At 70.3% G+C, this 17,012-nt stretch carries 16 protein-coding genes and 2 tRNA genes; 4 read left to right on the forward strand and 14 right to left on the reverse strand.

The window, feature by feature from the left end; all coding sequences use genetic code 11:
- Nucleotides 1–78: 78 nt before the first annotated feature.
- A complete protein-coding gene (locus tag ACFY9V_RS09115; RefSeq protein ID WP_391160356.1) occupies nucleotides 79–2,712 on the reverse strand; it encodes a valine--tRNA ligase in 2,634 nt (877 codons plus the stop codon).
- A gap of 118 nt (nucleotides 2,713–2,830) precedes the next feature.
- On the opposite strand from ACFY9V_RS09115, the gene ACFY9V_RS09120 reads away from it, so the two are divergent.
- Nucleotides 2,831–3,829, forward strand: a complete 999-nt coding sequence (locus ACFY9V_RS09120; RefSeq protein WP_391160358.1) for a hypothetical protein — start codon at nucleotides 2,831–2,833, stop codon at nucleotides 3,827–3,829.
- A 128-nt stretch (nucleotides 3,830–3,957) separates the two neighbouring features.
- On the opposite strand, the gene clpX is transcribed toward ACFY9V_RS09120, so the two are convergent.
- The 5 genes from clpX to ACFY9V_RS09145 all read right to left on the reverse strand — a co-directional run bounded on the left by clpX (nucleotide 3,958) and on the right by ACFY9V_RS09145 (nucleotide 8,823).
- Complete coding sequence (gene clpX / locus ACFY9V_RS09125) at nucleotides 3,958–5,241, reverse strand: ATP-dependent Clp protease ATP-binding subunit ClpX (RefSeq protein WP_188282316.1); 1,284 nt, start codon at nucleotides 5,239–5,241, stop codon at nucleotides 3,958–3,960.
- 165 nt (nucleotides 5,242–5,406) lie between these two features.
- Nucleotides 5,407–6,081 (reverse strand): ATP-dependent Clp protease proteolytic subunit, encoded by a 675-nt coding sequence (locus ACFY9V_RS09130; RefSeq protein WP_223187111.1) that lies wholly within the window; start codon nucleotides 6,079–6,081, stop codon nucleotides 5,407–5,409.
- A gap of 69 nt (nucleotides 6,082–6,150) precedes the next feature.
- The gene (locus ACFY9V_RS09135) at nucleotides 6,151–6,753 is read right to left on the reverse strand and encodes an ATP-dependent Clp protease proteolytic subunit (RefSeq protein WP_355349570.1); all 603 of its coding nucleotides are present in this window, start codon (nucleotides 6,751–6,753) and stop codon (nucleotides 6,151–6,153) included.
- A gap of 399 nt (nucleotides 6,754–7,152) precedes the next feature.
- Entirely contained in the window at nucleotides 7,153–8,538 is a 1,386-nt protein-coding gene (gene tig, locus ACFY9V_RS09140; RefSeq protein WP_391116891.1) for a trigger factor, read from the reverse strand.
- Nucleotides 8,539–8,746: 208 nt separating this feature from the next.
- A tRNA-Pro gene (locus ACFY9V_RS09145) sits at nucleotides 8,747–8,823 on the reverse strand.
- Between the two features lie 120 nt (nucleotides 8,824–8,943).
- On the opposite strand from ACFY9V_RS09145, the gene ACFY9V_RS09150 reads away from it, so the two are divergent.
- Nucleotides 8,944–9,017, forward strand: a tRNA-Gly gene (locus ACFY9V_RS09150).
- Nucleotides 9,018–9,147: 130 nt separating this feature from the next.
- Here the strand turns inward: ACFY9V_RS09150 and ACFY9V_RS09155 are convergent.
- Complete coding sequence (locus tag ACFY9V_RS09155) at nucleotides 9,148–9,600, reverse strand: Lrp/AsnC family transcriptional regulator (RefSeq protein WP_355349524.1); 453 nt, start codon at nucleotides 9,598–9,600, stop codon at nucleotides 9,148–9,150.
- A gap of 193 nt (nucleotides 9,601–9,793) precedes the next feature.
- On the opposite strand from ACFY9V_RS09155, the gene ACFY9V_RS09160 reads away from it, so the two are divergent.
- The gene (locus tag ACFY9V_RS09160; protein WP_355349521.1) at nucleotides 9,794–10,876 is read left to right on the forward strand and encodes an asparaginase; all 1,083 of its coding nucleotides are present in this window, start codon (nucleotides 9,794–9,796) and stop codon (nucleotides 10,874–10,876) included.
- On the opposite strand, the gene ACFY9V_RS09165 is transcribed toward ACFY9V_RS09160, so the two are convergent.
- Both ACFY9V_RS09165 and ACFY9V_RS09170 read right to left on the reverse strand, forming a co-directional pair.
- Complete coding sequence (locus ACFY9V_RS09165; RefSeq protein WP_093715861.1) at nucleotides 10,841–11,035, reverse strand: hypothetical protein; 195 nt, start codon at nucleotides 11,033–11,035, stop codon at nucleotides 10,841–10,843. The genes ACFY9V_RS09160 and ACFY9V_RS09165 overlap by 36 nt on opposite strands.
- A 134-nt stretch (nucleotides 11,036–11,169) precedes the next feature.
- Nucleotides 11,170–12,315, reverse strand: a complete 1,146-nt coding sequence (locus tag ACFY9V_RS09170; RefSeq protein ID WP_355349518.1) for a PP2C family protein-serine/threonine phosphatase — start codon at nucleotides 12,313–12,315, stop codon at nucleotides 11,170–11,172.
- A 117-nt stretch (nucleotides 12,316–12,432) separates the two neighbouring features.
- Here ACFY9V_RS09170 and ACFY9V_RS09175 point away from each other — a divergent pair, with 117 nt between their 5' ends.
- Nucleotides 12,433–13,662: a GNAT family N-acetyltransferase gene (locus ACFY9V_RS09175; RefSeq protein WP_391160360.1), complete on the forward strand. Its 1,230-nt coding sequence runs from the start codon at nucleotides 12,433–12,435 to the stop codon at nucleotides 13,660–13,662.
- Between the two features lie 6 nt (nucleotides 13,663–13,668).
- Here the strand turns inward: ACFY9V_RS09175 and ACFY9V_RS09180 are convergent, their stop codons facing one another.
- From ACFY9V_RS09180 to ACFY9V_RS09200, 5 genes are all read right to left on the reverse strand, one after another.
- A complete protein-coding gene (locus ACFY9V_RS09180) occupies nucleotides 13,669–14,493 on the reverse strand; it encodes a DNA-formamidopyrimidine glycosylase family protein (protein WP_355349512.1) in 825 nt (274 codons plus the stop codon).
- A gap of 8 nt (nucleotides 14,494–14,501) precedes the next feature.
- Nucleotides 14,502–14,990, reverse strand: a complete 489-nt coding sequence (locus ACFY9V_RS09185; protein ID WP_391160362.1) for a ribose-5-phosphate isomerase — start codon at nucleotides 14,988–14,990, stop codon at nucleotides 14,502–14,504.
- A 42-nt stretch (nucleotides 14,991–15,032) separates the two neighbouring features.
- Nucleotides 15,033–15,617, reverse strand: coding sequence for a biotin transporter BioY (locus ACFY9V_RS09190; RefSeq protein ID WP_391160364.1), 585 nt, complete (start codon nucleotides 15,615–15,617; stop codon nucleotides 15,033–15,035).
- Between the two features lie 243 nt (nucleotides 15,618–15,860).
- A complete protein-coding gene (locus ACFY9V_RS09195) occupies nucleotides 15,861–16,250 on the reverse strand; it encodes a VOC family protein (protein WP_391160367.1) in 390 nt (129 codons plus the stop codon).
- 37 nt (nucleotides 16,251–16,287) lie between these two features.
- Nucleotides 16,288–16,953, reverse strand: a complete 666-nt coding sequence (locus ACFY9V_RS09200; protein WP_355349500.1) for a DsbA family protein — start codon at nucleotides 16,951–16,953, stop codon at nucleotides 16,288–16,290.
- Nucleotides 16,954–17,012: the final 59 nt, after the last annotated feature.

Here is a 17,012-nt window from a genome sequence, read left to right on the forward strand (position 1 = left end):
CACGGGCCCGGACCGCGGGTGCGCGGTCCGGGCCCGTGGCACACGGTGGCCCTTCGGGGCGGGCGGCCCTCGGTGCGGTCAGGCCGAAGGGAGGGCCGCGATCTGCGCGGTGATCCGGGCGATGTCGGCCTCGGCGGTCGCCAGCCGCGTACGGATCTTGGCCACCACCGGCTCGGGCGCCTTGCCGAGGAACGCCTCGTTGCCCAGCTTCTTCTCGGCGTCGGCCTTCTCCTTCTCGGCCAGGCCGAGATCCTTGGTGAGCCGCTTGCGCTCGGCCGGAACGTCGATCGTGCCGGACAGGTCGAGCGCGACCGTGGCGCCCGCGACCGGCAGCGTCGCGGTGGCGTGGAAGTCCTCGCCCGCGGGCTGGAGCCGGAGCACCTGGCGGATGGCGTCCTCGTGCGGCGCGAGCAGCGTCCCGTCCAGGGTCAGCAGCGCCGGGACCTTCTGGCCGGGCTGGAGCCCCTGGTCGGAGCGGAAGCGGCGGACCTCGGTGACCACCCGCTGGACCTCGGCGATCTCCGCCTCGGCCGCCGCGTCCCGGAAGCCGCTGTCGCTCGGCCAGTCCGCGACGACCAGCGACTCGCCGCCGGTCAGCGTCGTCCACAGCGTCTCGGTGACGAAGGGGACGATCGGGTGCAGCAGCCGCAGCATCACGTCCAGGACCTCGCCCAGGACCCGCCCGGAGACCCGGGCGCCGTCGCCGCCCGCGAAGAAGACGGTCTTGGACAGCTCCACGTACCAGTCGAAGACCTCGTCCCACGCGAAGTGGTAGAGGCTGTCGCTGAGCTTCGCGAACTGGTAGTCGTCGTACAGGCCGTTGACCTCGGCGACGACCGTGTTCAGCCGGGACAGGATCCACCGGTCGGTGGCCGACAGCTCCTCGGGCGCGGGCAGCGGGCCCTGGACGGTGGCGCCGTTCATCAGCGCGAAGCGCGTGGCGTTCCAGATCTTGTTGGCGAAGTTGCGGGACGCCTGGACCCAGTCCTCGCCGATCGGCACGTCGGCGCCGGGGTTGGCGCCGCGGGCCAGGGTGAAGCGGACGGCGTCCGAGCCGTACTTGTCCATCCAGTCCAGCGGGTCCACCGAGTTGGGGTTGGACTTGGACATCTTCTTGCCGAACTCGTCGCGGACCAGGCCGGTCAGCGCGATGGTGTGGAACGGCGGGGTGCCGTCCATCGCGTACAGGCCGAACATCATCATCCGGGCGACCCAGAAGAAGATGATGTCGTGGCCGGTGAGCAGGACGTCGGTCGGATAGAACTTCTCCAGATCCGGCGTCTGTTCGGGCCAGCCCAGCGTGGAGAACGGCCACAGGGCGGACGAGAACCAGGTGTCCAGGACGTCGGAGTCCTGCGTCCAGCCCTCGCCGGACGGCACCTCGTCGTCCGGTCCGACGCAGATCTGCTGGCCGTTCGGCCCGTACCAGACGGGGATGCGGTGGCCCCACCACAACTGGCGCGAGATGCACCAGTCGTGCATGTTGTCGACCCAGTCGAAGTACCGCTTGTTCAGCTCCGGCGGGTGGATCCTGACCCGGCCGTCGCGGACCGCGTCGCCGGACGCCTTCGCCAGCGGCTCGACCCTGACCCACCACTGGAGGGACAGCCGCGGCTCGATGGTGGTCTTGCAGCGCGAGCAGTGGCCGACGGAGTGGACGTAAGGACGCTTCTCCGCGACGATCCGGCCCTGTTCGCGCAGCGCCTCGACGATCGCGGACCGCGCCTCGAAGCGGTCCAGGCCCTGGAAGGGGCCGGGCGCGGTGATGACCGCGCGCTCGTCCATGACGGTCAGCGACTCCAGGCCGTGCCGCTGGCCGATCGCGAAGTCGTTCGGGTCGTGCGCGGGCGTCACCTTGACGGCGCCGGTGCCGAACTCCGGGTCGACGTGCGTGTCGGCGACGACCGGGATCGTCCGGTCGGTGAGCGGCAGCTTGATCCGCTTGCCGACCAGGTGCCGGTACCGCTCGTCGTCCGGGTGGACGGCGACGGCGGTGTCGCCGAGCATCGTCTCGACGCGGGTGGTCGCCACGACGACCGTCTCGTCGCCCTCGCCGTACTTCAGCGAGACCAACTCGCCGTCGTCGTCCTGGTAGTCGACCTCGATGTCCGAGATCGCCGTCATACAGCGCGGACACCAGTTGATGATCCGCTCGGCGCGGTAGATCAGCTCGTCGTCGTACAGCTTCTTGAAGATGGTCTGGACGGCCTTGGACAGGCCCTCGTCCATGGTGAAGCGCTCGCGGGACCAGTCCACGCCGTCGCCGAGGCGGCGCATCTGGCCGAGGATCCGGCCGCCGTACTCCTCTTTCCACTGCCAGACGCGGTCGACGAACGCCTCGCGGCCGATGTCGTGCCGGGACTTGCCCTCGTCGGCGAGCTGCTGCTCGACCTTGTTCTGGGTGGCGATGCCCGCGTGGTCCATGCCGGGCAGCCACAGCGACTCGTAACCCTGCATCCGCTTGCGGCGGGTGAGGGCGTCCATCAGCGTGTGCTGGAAGGCGTGACCCAGGTGGAGCGTGCCCGTGACGTTCGGCGGCGGGATGACGATGGTGTACGCGGGCTTGTCGCTCTTCGCGTCCGCCTCGAAGTAGCCGCGTTCTACCCAGCGCTCGTACAGCGCCCCCTCTACCTCGGCCGGCGTGTAGGTCGTCGGCAGTTCGGGGGTGCTGTGCGGCCCGCGGTCGGGGCTCTGCTGAGAGTTGTCGGTCACGGCACGATTCTACGGTGGCGGACCATCCCGTTACGAATCCGTATCGCCCCCGCTGTAAGAACCCGATAAAGGATCGGCGAGGATGGTCCGACGGTCGTAAACGAGGGGACCACCTGACATGAGTGACAACCAGCCGCCGCCGAACCCGTACGGGCACCAGCCCCAGCAGGGCGGATACGGGCAGCCGCAGCCGCAGCAGCCGCAGCAGGGCGGATACGGGCAGCCGCAGCAAGGTGGTTACGGCCAGCCGCCGCAGCAGCCGTACGGCCAGCCCCAGGGGCAGCCCGGTTACGGCTACCCCCAGCAGGGCCCGCCGCAGCAGGCGCCGTACGGGCAGCCGCAGCAGCAGCCGGGGTACGGCTACGGCGGCCAGCCGCCCGTGCCGCCGCAGGGCGGTGGCGGCGGGAAGCGCACCGGGATCATCATCGGCGCCGTGGTGGCGCTGGTCGCGATCGGCGCCGGGGTCTTCTTCCTCACCAAGGGCAGTGACGGCGACAACAGCGCCAACAGCGCCAACGGCGGCAAGGGCGGCGGCAAGAGCACCGTCAAGAACGACGGCAAACAGTACAAGCTCATCACGCCCGAGACCGTCGCGGAGACGTACAAGAAGTCGAAGGACGCGGACACCGGCGACGGCTTCGACGCCAAGGACGTCACGCTGCTCAAGACGCTCGGCGTCACCGACCCCCAGCAGGTCAGCTCGGGCTACACCAGCGGGTCCCAACTCACCGGCAAGCTGCTGGAGTTCAGCGGTGTCTACGGCAAGGTCGCGGACCCGCAGAAGGTGGTCGACGGCATGTTCGCCGACCTCAAGAAGCAGGCCGCCGACGACAAGGAATCCGGCGGCGGCAAGACCGAACTGGTCGGCAGCCCGCAGAAGGTGCAGCCCGCGGGCATGGACGACGCCGTCATGTCGTGCCAGAACACCAAGTACACCGAGGGCAGCAAGTCGTTCACCACACCGATCTGCCTGTGGGCCGACTACAGCACCGTCGGCTACACCCTGCCGGTCGACCTGGCGACGGCCACCACCGGCGTCGGCAGCGGCATGCCGATCGACGAGGCGGCGGCGCTCACCGCGAAGGTCCGCAAGGACGTGCGCGTCCCGCTCAACTGACGCCGTACGCCGACGCGTTCGGCGTGAGCGTTCCGCGGTCAGCCGTTCCGCGGAGCCGTTCCGCGCAGACGGAAGGGGGCGCCCGGATCCACCGGGCGCCCCCTTCGCGTGTGCTCGTATCTGTGGCGCTACGCGCTCTTCTGCTCGCCCTTGCCGACGATGCGCGGCTCACGCGGCACCAGCGTCGGGTTGACGTTGGAGTGCACGACATCGGCCGTGATGACGACCCGGGCCACGTCCTTGCGGGACGGCACCTCGTACATCACCGACTGGAGGACTTCCTCCATGATGGCCCGCAGACCGCGGGCGCCGGTCTGCCGCAGGATCGCCTGGTCCGCGATGGACTCCAGCGCGCCGTGCTCGAACTCCAGCTCCACACCGTCGAGTTCGAAGAGTTTTTGATACTGCTTCACCAGCGCGTTGCGCGGCTCGACCAGAATCTGGAGGAGCGCCTCGCGGTCGAGGTTGTGCACGCTGGTGATGACGGGCAGCCGTCCGATGAACTCGGGGATCATGCCGAACTTGACCAGGTCCTCGGGCATGATCTCGGAGAACTGGTCGGCCATGTCCAGCTCGCGCTTGGAGCGGATGGTCGCACCGAAGCCGATGCCCTTGGCGCCCGCGCGGGACTCGATGATCTTCTCCAGACCGGAGAAGGCACCGCCCACGATGAACAGCACGTTCGTGGTGTCGATCTGGATGAACTCCTGGTGCGGGTGCTTGCGCCCGCCCTGCGGCGGCACCGAGGCCGTCGTGCCCTCCAGGATCTTCAGCAGCGCCTGCTGCACGCCCTCGCCGGACACATCGCGGGTGATCGACGGATTCTCGCTCTTGCGGGCGACCTTGTCGATCTCGTCGATGTAGATGATCCCGGTCTCGGCCTTCTTGACGTCGTAGTCCGCCGCCTGGATCAGCTTCAGCAGGATGTTCTCGACGTCCTCGCCCACGTAACCGGCCTCGGTGAGGGCGGTCGCGTCCGCGATGGCGAACGGCACGTTGAGCATGCGGGCCAGCGTCTGGGCCAGCAGCGTCTTGCCGGAGCCCGTCGGGCCGAGCAGCAGGATGTTGGACTTCGCCAGCTCGATCGCGTCGTCGTGCCCGCGGCCGGCGTTCTCACCCGCCTGGACCCGCTTGTAGTGGTTGTACACCGCGACCGACAGGGCCTTCTTCGCGGGCGTCTGCCCGACCACGTAGCCCTCGAGGAACTCGTAGATCTCCCGCGGCTTGGGCAGGTCCTCCCAGCGCACCTCGGAGGACTCGGCCAGCTCCTCCTCGATGATCTCGTTGCAGAGATCGATGCACTCGTCGCAGATGTACACACCAGGGCCTGCGATGAGCTTCTTCACCTGCTTCTGGCTCTTTCCGCAGAATGAGCACTTCAGCAGGTCGCCGCCGTCACCGATGCGTGCCACGAGGTGTTTCCCCTTCGCCTGGGATCCGCCGAGATCAACGGAGCCTGGTGCTTCTCTCATCGACGGTACCTTGCCGCGACCCCCGTGTGGGCCCCCCTTGGACGTACTCACTCAGTGGAGTCCAAGGAGGGCCACCCGCGCGACCGGTCCGTTGTCCGACTGTGTTCAGACCGTCACAGAGGTCTTGCGGGTCGAGACGATCTGGTCGACCAGCCCGTAGGCCAGCGACTCCTCGGCGGTAAGGATCTTGTCCCGCTCGATGTCGTCGCGGATCTGCTCGATCGGCGTCGTGGAGTGCTTGGCCAGCATCTCTTCGAGCTGCTGCCGCATCCGGATGATCTCGTTGGCGGCGATCTCCAGGTCGGAGACCTGCCCGCGGCCGGTCTCGCTGTACGGCTGGTGGATCAGCACCCGCGCGTTCGGCAGCGCCATCCGCTTGCCGGGGCTGCCGGCGGCCAGCAGGACCGCGGCGGCGGACGCCGCCTGGCCCATGCAGACCGTCTGGATGTCCGGCTTCACGAACTGCATCGTGTCGTAGATCGCCGTCAGCGCGGTGAAGGAGCCGCCGGGGCTGTTGATGTAGACCGAGATGTCCCGGTCGGGGTCCATGGACTCCAGGCACAGGAGCTGCGCCATGACGTCGTTGGCCGACGCGTCGTCGATCTGCACGCCGAGGAAGATCACGCGCTCCTCGAAGAGCTTCGCGTACGGGTCGTACTCGCGCACGCCCTGCGAGGTGCGCTCGACGAAGCGCGGAATGATGTAGCGGGCCTCGGCACCGAACACACCGGGCCGCTCGGCCTCGGTGCGCTCGTACAGGCCGCTGCCGGGGAAGTTCATGCTGTTCACGTCCACCGTCCTGGTGATGATGCGGAAGCTGGGTGCTGTCGGCTGGGGTTCCTGAACGGATCAGGCGCCGGTGCCGCCACCGCCCGGGACCTCCGTGGCGGACAGCATGACGCCGTCCAGCAGGCCGTACTCCTTGGCCTCCTCGGCGGAGAACCAGCGGTCGCGGTCGGAGTCCTTGGTGATCTGGTCGAAGCTCTGCCCGGAGTGCTGGGCGATCAGCTCGGCCATGCGGCGCTTGGTGTGCAGCAACTGCTCGGCCTGGATCTTGATGTCGGTGGCGGAGCCGCCGAGACCCGCGGAGGGCTGGTGCATCAGGATGCGGGTGTTCGGCAGGGCGAAGCGCTTGCCGGGGGTGCCCGCGGTCAGCAGGAACTGGCCCATCGAGGCGGCCATGCCCATGGCGATCGTCACGACGTCGTTCTTGATGAACTGCATCGTGTCGTAGATCGCCATACCGGCGGTCACGGAGCCGCCGGGGCTGTTGATGTAGAGGAAGATGTCCTTGTCCGGCTCGGCTGCCAGGAGAAGGAGCTGGGCGGTGATCTTGTTGGCGATGTCATCGTCGACCGCCTGGCCGAGGAAGATGATTCGCTCGCCGAGCAGTCGGTTGTAGACCTGGTCGCCGAGGCCACCGAGAGTCGGCTCGCCGGCGGCGGAAGGCATCGGAGTCGTCACGTATCCACCTGCTCGTTGTCGGACGGCCGTGAAGCCGTCACAGGGTCTTCGTCCGGGCCGGGGCCGACCCCTTCTGGTGCCGAGCCCCCGCCCTCCTACTTACGGACCCTAACGCGCAGGTGGGGCCCAGCAATCCCCTACGCGGAACTGTTCGCTGCCAGCGGAGACCAAGACGCCGCGCCGGCACAGGGGGTTGGTGGCCCGGCCCGGACATGCCTGCGCGTTCACCTCGCGGAGGCGGGTGCTTCGAGGGGCGCGGGGAACCGCGCGACACGTCCCCACCGGCCGGTGGTCCGAGAACAACCGTGACTGCCCCCTCCGGGGCCGGTGGTGACGTGCAGCCGTCGTCGTGGCTGATCGCGCGGTTCCCCGCGCCCCTGACGGGGCTCAGGCCTGCTCGACAGGCTCCGGCTTCTCGTCGGCGGCCTCGACGGCCTCAACCGTCTCGCCGTCCTCGTCCTCTTCGTCCTCGAGGTCCACGACCTCACCGTTGGTGTCCGTGACCTTGACGGACTCCACGACGACCGCGAGCGCCTTGCCGCGGGCGACCTCGCCGACGAGCATCGGCACCTGGCCGCCTTCGACGACGGCCTGGGCGAACTGGTCGGGAGACATCCCGGAGGTCGCCGCACGGCGCATGAGGTGCTCGGTCAGCTCCTCCTGGTTGACGGAGAGCTTCTCCTTGTTGACCAGCTCGTCCAGCAGGAACTGGGTCTTGATGCCCTTGACGGCCTGGGCCTCGAGCTCCGCGTCGTACTCCTCGCGCGTCTTGCCCTCGCGCTCCAGGTACGTGTCCCAGTCCAGACCCATCTGCGGGAACTGGTGGTGCTCCAGGTTGTGGGTCCTGGTCTCGATCTCGTCCTTGAGCAGCTTCTCCGGGATCGGCACCTCGGACAGCTCGATGAGCGCGTCGAGGACCTTCTCCTGGGCGGCGGTCGCCTGGTCGTACTGCTTCATCCGCTCCAGGCGCTTGCGGCTGTCCGCGCGCAGCTCCTCAAGGGTGTCGAACTCGCTCGCGAGCTGGGCGAAGTCGTCGTCCAAGGCGGGCAGTTCGCGGGCCTGTACGTCGGAGACGTCGACCTTGACCTCGGCGGCGCTGCCGGCGGCGGAGCCGCCCTTCAGCTCGGAGGTGAAGGTGGCGGAGCCACCGGCCTCCAGGCCGATGACGGCCTCGTCGATGCCGTCGAGGAGCTGGCCGGAGCCGATGGTGTAGCTGACGCCCTTGGCGACGCCGTCCTCCAGCACCTCGCCGTCGACGGAGGCTTCGAGGTCGACGATCACGACGTCGCCCTCGGCCGCCGCGCGCTCGACCGTGGTGGTCGAGGCGAAGCGGTCACGGAGCTGCTCCAGCGAGGTGTCGACGTCCTCGTCGGTGACCTCGACGGCGTCCACGACGACCTCGATGCCGGAGTAGTCCGGGATCTCGATCGCGGGGCGGATGTCCACCTCGGCGGTGAACTTCAGCTCGTCACCGTCGTTGAACTCGGTGATGTCGACGTCGGGCTGGCCGAGTACGTTCAGCTCACCCTCGTTGACCGCCTCCGTGTAGAACTTCGGCAGCGCGTCGTTGATGGCCTCTTCGAGGACCGCGCCACGGCCGAACCGCTGGTCGATGACGCGCGCAGGGATCTTGCCCTTGCGGAAGCCCGGCACCGTGACCTGCTGGTTGATCTTCTTGTACGCCGCGTCGAGGCTGGGCTTGAGCTCCTCGAAGGGCACCTCGACAGTGAGTCGAACCCGAGTCGGGTTCAGAGTCTCGACGGCGCTCTTCACGGTTGGGTCTCCTTGGGGGCTTTACGTTGATGGGGGCGGCCGGATCATCCGGTGATCTCGCCGGATCGTCCGGTGATCTCGTCCGGCAAGCAGTACACGGCATGCCGCGCGCTCGGTCGCCAGCGGCCCATCCTACCGGTACCACAATGCGCACGGTCCGGGCCTTCGTGCCCCGGCCCCCAGAATCCCCTCGGGATCGCGGAACCGCTGGTCGGGGTGGCCGGATTCGAACCGACGGCCTTCCGCTCCCAAAGCGGACGCGCTACCAAGCTGCGCCACACCCCGCTGGTGCGACACGTAGAGTACATGCCCCCGTACGCGTGGGCAGCCGGTATTCCCCCGCCGGTTCACCGGTTCGACCGGCTACTATCCGATGTGCCACAATCACTGGCGCATCACACTCCCGCGGGCGTAGCTCAATGGTAGAGCCCTAGTCTTCCAAACTAGCTACGCGGGTTCGATTCCCGTCGCCCGCTCCACGGCCTCCGGCCCGGTCGGTATCACTCGACCGGCGTCCGGGGGCTTTCTGTTTCCCCGGCGCCGCGACCGGCGCCGCGACCGGCGCCGGGTCGGCCCGGATCGGCCCGGGTCGACCCGGGTCGCGGCCTTCTAGTCGACCGGGATGCCCTGGGGGGACTTGATGCGCTTCATGATCATCTGGGAGTTGACGTCGCTGACGCCCGGCAGGTCGATGAGCTGGTCGGTCCAGAAGCGCTCGTAGGCGTCGGAGTCGGCGACGGCGATGCGCAGGAGGCAGCCGGGGGCGCCGTAGAGGCGGTAGGCCTCGACGACGTCGGGGGTGGACTGGACCTCGGCCTCGAAGGCGGCGACGGAGGCGCGGTCGCGGCGGACCTCGACGGAGGCGAAGACCTCGAAGCCGCGGCCGACGGCGGCCGGGGCGACGACCGCGCGGTAGGTCTCGATCACTCCGTCGTCCTCCAGCTGCCGCACCCGGCGCAGGCACGGGGAGGGCGTGAGGCCGACCCGCTGGGCCAGTTCCTGGTTGCTCAGCCGGCCGTCGGCCTGGAGCTCGCGCAAGATTCGTCTGTCGATGGCGTCCATGGTGGCAATACCTACCACTCGGTGGCCGAATACCGGTCGGTACGAGCAATCAAATGTCAGGTCTACGCGCATATCATTGCACCGGGTGCAGAGTGGGTAAGTGTCACCCCGAGGAGTGGGGACATCCGGCGGCGTCCGGAGAGCCCCGCGCGAACGCACCGGACGCGCACAATCAGACGGAGGCGAAGGCATCGTGCGACACGTCGTGGTCATCAGCACCGGGGGCACCATAGCCAGCCGATGGCAGGGCGACGGGTACGCGGCGGAGGCGGCAGGGCAGGAAGTGCTCGCCGCCGGCGCGGTGCCCGAGGGCGTCGAGGTCCGGGTGGTGGACCTGTTCACCGTCAACAGCTCGCGCCTGACCACCGACCACCAGCTGCGGCTGCTGCACGCCGTGCACGAGGTGCTGGCCGATCCGGCGGTGGACGGCGTGGTGGTCACCCACGGCACCGACACCCTGGAGGAGTCCGCCTTCTTCCTCGACCTCTTCCACGGCGACCGCCGCCCGGTGGTCTTCACCGGCGCGCAGAAGCCGCTGGACGCGGAGGACGGCGACGCGGCGGGCAATCTGTACGACGCGCTGCTGACCGCGGCCACCGGCCGCGACATCGGCGCGGTGATCGTCTTCGCGGGCCAGGTCTGGGCCGCCCGCGGCACCGTCAAGCAGCACACCGTGGACGCGCACGCCTTCGGCGCGCCGGACGGACTGCCGCTGGGCCGCGTCGAGTTCGGCCGGGTGACGTGGGGCCGCCGCCGTCCGCGCCCCGAGCCGCTGCCGCTGCCCGCGCCCGGCGCCGTACCGCCGCGGGTGGACGTCCTGATGCACCACAGCGACGGCGACACCGTGCTCTTCGAGGCGGCGCTGGGCGCGGGCGCGCGCGGCGTCGTCGTGGTCGGCACGGGCGCGGGGAACGCGAATCCGCAGGTCGCGGAGGCGGTACGGAAGGCGACGGCGGACGGCGTCCTGGTCGCGGTCAGCACGCGGGTCGCGGCGGGCGCGGTGGCGCCGCTCTACACCGGCGGCGGGGCGGTCGACCTGGTGGCGGCGGGCGGGCTGCTGGCGGGCACTCTGCGTCCCGGCCAGACACGTATCGCGGTGCTGGCGACGCTGCTCTCGCTCACGTCGCCGTCCTCGGACCTCCCCCGCCTGCCCTCGGAGCAGGACGGACGGTCCGGCACGGGCACCGCCACCGCCGCGTTGCGGCGGATTCTGGAGGCGGCCCCGCAGGCGCTGCCCGCGTCAGAGCTTTATCTGGTTGATGGTGTCGGCAAGTGAGGTCAGGAATCGGTTGACCGACGGCGCCATGTTGGTGGAGGCGAGGAAGAAACCGAAGAGGGCCGCCACTATCGCCGGACCCACCTTGATGCTCTTCCCCCGGATCATGACCACCAGGATGATCGCCAGCAACAGCACTACGGACAGGGAGATGGCCACAGCGGTTCACTTCCTCTTCACGGTACGCCTCGCCGGTCCGGGAGCATGGAGCCGCGCCCCCGCCCCGCCCGGTCCCATGGTGCCATCGGGGAACGACAGTTGGACCCGAAGGCCCATAGTCCCATTCCCGTCGGCTAGTCCCTGCACACCACGAGTAGCGCCCGGTCGTCGTTGACATCCTTGGCGACCGCTTCGATCAACCGCCAGGCGGAGCCCCGGAATCCGGTCGCCACGAAGCGGTCCGCCTCGCCGATCAGCCGGTCGATGCCCTCGGAGATGTCCTTGTCCGGCGTCTCCACCAGGCCGTCCGTGAACAGCATGAGGACGTCCCCCGAGCGCAACGTCCCCTTCACGCCGTGGAATTCGGCCCCGTCGTAGACCCCGAGCAGCGGGCCCTCCGCGGCCTTCTCCTCCCACCGGCCGCTGCCCGCGTGCAGTTGCACCCCTGGGAGGTGCCCGGCGGACAGCAGTTCGTAGTCGCCGCTCTCCAGGTCGAGCACCAGGTGCACGGAAGTGGCGAAGCCCTCGTCCCAATTCTGCCGGAGCAGATAGCCGTTGGCGGCGGTGAGGAAGGAGTGCGGCGGCAGCGAGCCGAGCAGGCCGCCGAAGGCGCCGGACAGCAGCAGCGAGCGGGAGGCGGCGTCCATGCCCTTGCCGGAGACGTCGGTGAGCACGGCCTCCAGCGTCCGGCCGCCGACCGAACCGCGGGTGGCCACCACGAAGTCGCCGGAGAAGGACTGGCCGCCCGCCGGGCGCAGCGCCATCTCGGCGTGCCAGCCCGCGGGCAGCCGCGGCAGTCTGCTCTGGACCCTGATCCGCTCCCTGAGGTCGAAGAGCATGGTGTGGCCGCCCCGCCAGGGCACGCCGACCCGCGCCCTGAACTGGGCGATGACCAGGCCGGTGAGCGCCACCGCGGTGACCACCAGGACGGTGCCGGGCGTGACGCGGGCCGGGCCCTCGCGGTACGGGCCGAGCGCCGCGGATTCCGCGACCAGCGCGACGGCGGAGGCCGCGTAGAGGAGCAGCAGGCTGGAGGGGCGCAGCAGCAGGCCGCCGGTGAGGATCGGCAGGACCAGGGAGCTGGGCGGGCACCAGACGGGCAGGCTCACGGTGGTGTACGCCAGCGCGGGGACGGTGAGGATCAGTACGGTGAGGCCGACCCAGTCGGAGGCGCCGCCGCGGAAGTAGTCGACCCCGGCCCTGCGCACACCGAGCCGGGCCCGGTGCAGCCATCTGCTCCACCGCAGCCCGAGCCCCTCGCCCGCGACGCCCTTTGCCATGTCTTGGCGACCCTATCGACCGTTCGCCCCGCCGTGCAGGGCGGATACCCCCCGACCTGTCACGTAGACGGCGGAAATACGTTCGCCCGCGGACGGCGCGGCTGGTAGGCAGGGCCTATGACGACGGAACTGCGGGTGCTGGAACGGGACGACTGGGAAGAGTTCTACGGCCGCCTGGAGCGGGCTTTCGGCGGGCCGGCCGAGCCCCCGGAGGAACGGGGGCTGTGGCGTGAACTGACCGAGCTGGAAAGGTCGTTGGCGGTGTGGGACGGCGGGGAGATCGTCGGCACCGCGGGCGCCTTCTCGTTCCGTGTGACGGTGCCCGGCGGGGCGTCGCTGCCCGCCGCGGGCGTGACCATGGTGAGCGTGCAGCCGACGCACCGCCGCCGCGGTGTGCTGACCTCGATGATGCGCAGGCAGCTCGACGACGTGCGCGAGGGACCCGAACCGCTCGCCGTGCTGACCGCGTCGGAACCGGCGATCTACGGCCGGTTCGGCTACGGCACGGGCACGTTGCAGCTCCGCGGCAACGTCGACACGACCAGGACCGCCGTCAGGGCCCTGCCGGGCGTGGACGACGTACGGCTGCGGCTGGTGCCGCTGGAGGCGGCGGGCGAGGCGTGCGAGGCCGTCTACGCGCGGGTGGTGCCGACCCGGCCCGGCATGCTGGCCAGGCGGCCCGGCTGGGAGCGGGTGCCGCTCCTCGACGCCCCGGCGAGCCGGGACGGGGCGGGCGAGCGGCTGTGCGTGGTGGCCGAGGTGGACGGTGAGGTACGCGGTTACGCGCGCTACTCGGTGAAGCTGTCGTGGAGTTCCTTCGGTCCCGACAACATCGTGAAGCTGAGCGACGTCGAGGCGCTGGACCCGGTGGTCTACGCGGCGCTGTGGCGCTATCTGTCCTCCATCGACCTCACCTCGCGGGTGGCGTTCTACAACCGGCCGGTCGACGACCCGCTGCTGCATCTCCTGTCCGACGTACGCCGCGGTGAACTGGCCTTCCGCGACAGCCTGCACGTGCGCCTGGTGAATCTCGGCGAGGCGCTGGAGGCGCGGACGTACACCGCCCCGGTGGATGTGGTGCTGGAGGTGGAGGACGCCTTCTGCCCCTGGAACGCCGGGCGTTGGCGGCTGTCGGGCGACGCGAAGGGCGCGACGTGCGAGCGGACCGCGGACGCGGCCGACCTGGCGCTGTCCGTCAAGGAGTTGGGCGCGGCCTACCTGGGCGGGCCGACGCTGCGCGGGCAGGCGGAGGCGGGGCTGGTACGTGAACTGCGGCCGGGGGCGCTGGCGGAGGCGTCCAGGGCGTTCCGCGGGGACGTCGAGCCGTGGCTGCCGCACGGCTTCTGAGATCGGTCAGCTCACCGGCGGATGCGCGGGCTGGCAGACCGGGCACCAGAAGAGATTGCGGGCCGCGAGCGGCCGGGTGCTGATCCCGGTGCCGCACACCAGGCAGGGCTGTCCGGTGCGCCGGTAGACGTACACCTCGCCGCCGTGGTCGTCCTGGCGCGGCGGGCGGCCCATCGCCTCGGGGGTGTGCTCGGGGCGCACGGTGTCGATCCGGTTGGTCCGTACGCCCTCGCGCATCAGCGTCACCAGATCGGACCACATCGCGTCCCACCGCTGACGCGGCAGTTCACGCCCCGGCAGGAACGGGTCGACGCCGTGCCGGAAGAGCACTTCGGCGCGGTAGACGTTGCCGACGCCCGCGATGACCTTCTGGTCCATCAGCAGCGCGGCGACGCTGATCCGGGAGCGGGACAGCCGCTGCCACACCCGCTCGGGGTCGTCGCCCGGCCGCAGCGGGTCGGGGCCGAGGCGGTCGTGTATCGCCCGCTTCTCCGGCTCGGTGATCAGCTCGCAGGCGGCCGGGCCGCGCAGATCCGCCCAGTGCGCGCGGTTCGCCAGCCGCAGCCGTACGGTGTCGGTCGGCGGCGGCGCCTTGCCGTCGCCGAAGGTGACCTTGCCGATCAGGCCGAGGTGGATGTGCACCCAGCCGGTCGCGCCGAAGCCCAGGAACAGGTGCTTGCCGTGGGCCTCGGCGCTCTCCAGCACCTGCCGGTCGACGAGCGCGGCGCTGTCGGAGAACTTGCCCTGCGGGCTGCTCGCCCGGACCGCCCCGCCGCCGAACCGCTCGCGGTGGTCGGCGGCCAGGCGGTGGATCGTGTGGCCTTCCGGCATCGCCCGCGTCAGCCCTGGCGGGGGTGGTGGTCCGGGACCGGCGGCAGCTCGCCGGTGGCCTCGTACGCGCTCAGCATGTCGATACGGCGCTGGTGGCGCTCCTCGTGCGAGTACGGGGTGGTGAGGAAGATCTCCACGAATTTCGTGGCCTCCGCCTCGGTGTGCATCCGGCCGCCGATGCTCAGCACGTTCGCGTCGTTGTGCTCCCGCGCCAGCGACGCGGTCTGCTCGCTCCACGCCAGCGCCGCGCGGACGCCCTTGACCTTGTTCGCGGCGATCTGCTCGCCGTTGCCCGACCCCCCGATCACGATGCCGAGGCTGCCCGGCTCCCCCGCCGCGCCCTCGGCCGCCCGCAGGCAGAACGGCGGGTAGTCGTCCACCGCGTCGTAGATGTGCGGCCCGCAGTCCACGGGCTCGTGGCCGTGGACGGTCAGCCACTCCACGAGGTGGTTCTTGAGTTCAAAACCGGCATGATCGGACCCGAGGTAAACGCGCATGCGATGAGTTTTGCATGTCCGGCGGGCCGGAGCGGGAGTGCCCTACCGGGTGAGCCGCCAGGCCGCGGGGAGCAGGCCCATCGCCAGGACGGCCTTGAGCGCATCGCCCAGGAGATACGGGGTCAGGCCGAGGGAGACGGCCTGCGACGCGGACAGATGGGCGGACCAGGCGAGGTAGGGGACGCCGATCGCGTAGATCACCGCGGAGCCGAGGACCATGACGCCCGCGGTGCGCGCGATGGTGCGGTCGCCGCCGCGGCGGGCGAGGGCGCCGACCACGCCGGAGGCCAGGAGCATGCCGAGGATGTAGCCGAAGCTGGGCATGGACCAGCCGGAGGCGCCCTCGGAGAACCAGGGGAGCCCGGCGATACCGGCGGCGGCGTACAGGGCGAGGGAGGCGAAGCCGCGGCGGGCGCCGAGGGCGGTGCCGACCAGCAGCGCGGCGAAGGTCTGGCCGGTGACCGGGACGGGCGAGCCGTGCACCGGGACCGAGAGTTGCGCGGCCAGGCCCGTGAGCACCGCGCCGCCGACGACCAGGGCGGTGTCGCGGACGCGCGAGGCGGGCAGCAGGTCGGCCAGGACCGCTCCGGGGGCTCGGGAAACGGCGACGGATTCGGCGGTGGTCATCGGTACTCCGCGGGGTGAGGACGGTCGGGGACACCGTGACGCTAACGCAGCGGCCGAGCGTGATCATCGTGAGAAGGGAACAAAGCCGCGAGCGACCGGTTGGAGACTTCCGTGCACCGTCAAGTTATCGGCGCGGTCCGGGGAGTCGGGGAGTTTCGGCAGGTCGCGTGAGGCATCTCACGTCCGTGACATGCGTCGGGGCGGGACCTCGCGGGCCCGCCCCGACTGCCGTGCCGGTCAACGTCACTTGTGGGGTTCGATCAGATCCCACCGGTTGCCGTAGAGGTCCTCGAAGACCACGACCGCGCCGTACGGCTCGTAGCGCGGCTCCTCCTCGAAGACGACCCCGGCGGCGACCATCCGTTTGTAGTCGCCGTCGAAGTCGTCGGTGGTGAGGAAGAGGCCGACCCGGCCGCCGGTCTGGTCGCCCACGCGGTCCGCCTGGGCGAGGTTGCCCGCGCGGGCGAGCAGCAGCGCCGTCTCGGACGAGCCGCGGGGCGCGACCACCACCCACCGGCCGCCGTCCGCGCGGGGCGTGTCCTCGCGCAGCTCGAAGCCGAGCGCGCGGGTGTAGAAGTCGATGGCCTCGTCGTAGTCACGCACGACGAGCGCCACCAGCCCTAGATGTGCCATCGGCGCGGCACCCCGTCCCGAACCCGGTCCCCCGCGCTCACTCGAAGCTCGGGCCCTTGGTGCGGGTGCGCTTGATCTCGTAGAAGCCGGGGATCGAGGCGACCAGCAAGGTGCCGTCCCAGAGCTTGGCGGCCTCCTCGCCGCGCGGGGTGGGGGTGACGACCGGGCCGAAGAAGGCGATCTGCTCGCCGTCGTCGCCGGGGACGGCGATGACGGGGGTGCCGACCTCCTGACCGACCTTGTCGATGCCTTCCTTGTGGGAGGCGCGCAGCTCGGTGTCGTACTCGTCGGAGTCCGCGTAGTCGGCGAGGTCGGCGGGCAGGCCGACCTCTTCGAGCGCGGCGACGAGGGTCTCGCGGGTCTTGGGCAGGCCCTGGTTGTGGAAGCGGGTGCCGAGGGCGGTGTAGAGCCGGCCCACGTACTCCTCGCCGTACTTCTGCTGGGCGGCGACGACGACCCGGATCGGGCCCCACGCGTCGCGCAGGAAGGTGGCGTACTCCTCGGGCAGCGTGTCGAGCTTGTCCTCGTTGAGCACCGCCAGGCTCATGGCGTGCCAGCGCACCTCGACCGGGCGGACCTTCTCGACCTCCAGCATCCAGCGGGAGGTCATCCACGCCCAGGGGCACAGCGGGTCGAACCAGAAGTCGGCCGGGGTCTTGTCGTTGCCTGGCCGGTTGTCGGTCTCGGGGGCGGTCGCGGTCACTGCGTACTCCTCGAACGGATCGTGCCGGGGCGTGCCGGGCGGCACGGGCGGGCATGTGG

Origin of the sequence: Streptomyces sp. NPDC008317 (genome assembly GCF_042955955.1) — a bacterium.
Taxonomy (GTDB): Bacteria; Actinomycetota; Actinomycetes; order Streptomycetales; family Streptomycetaceae; genus Actinacidiphila.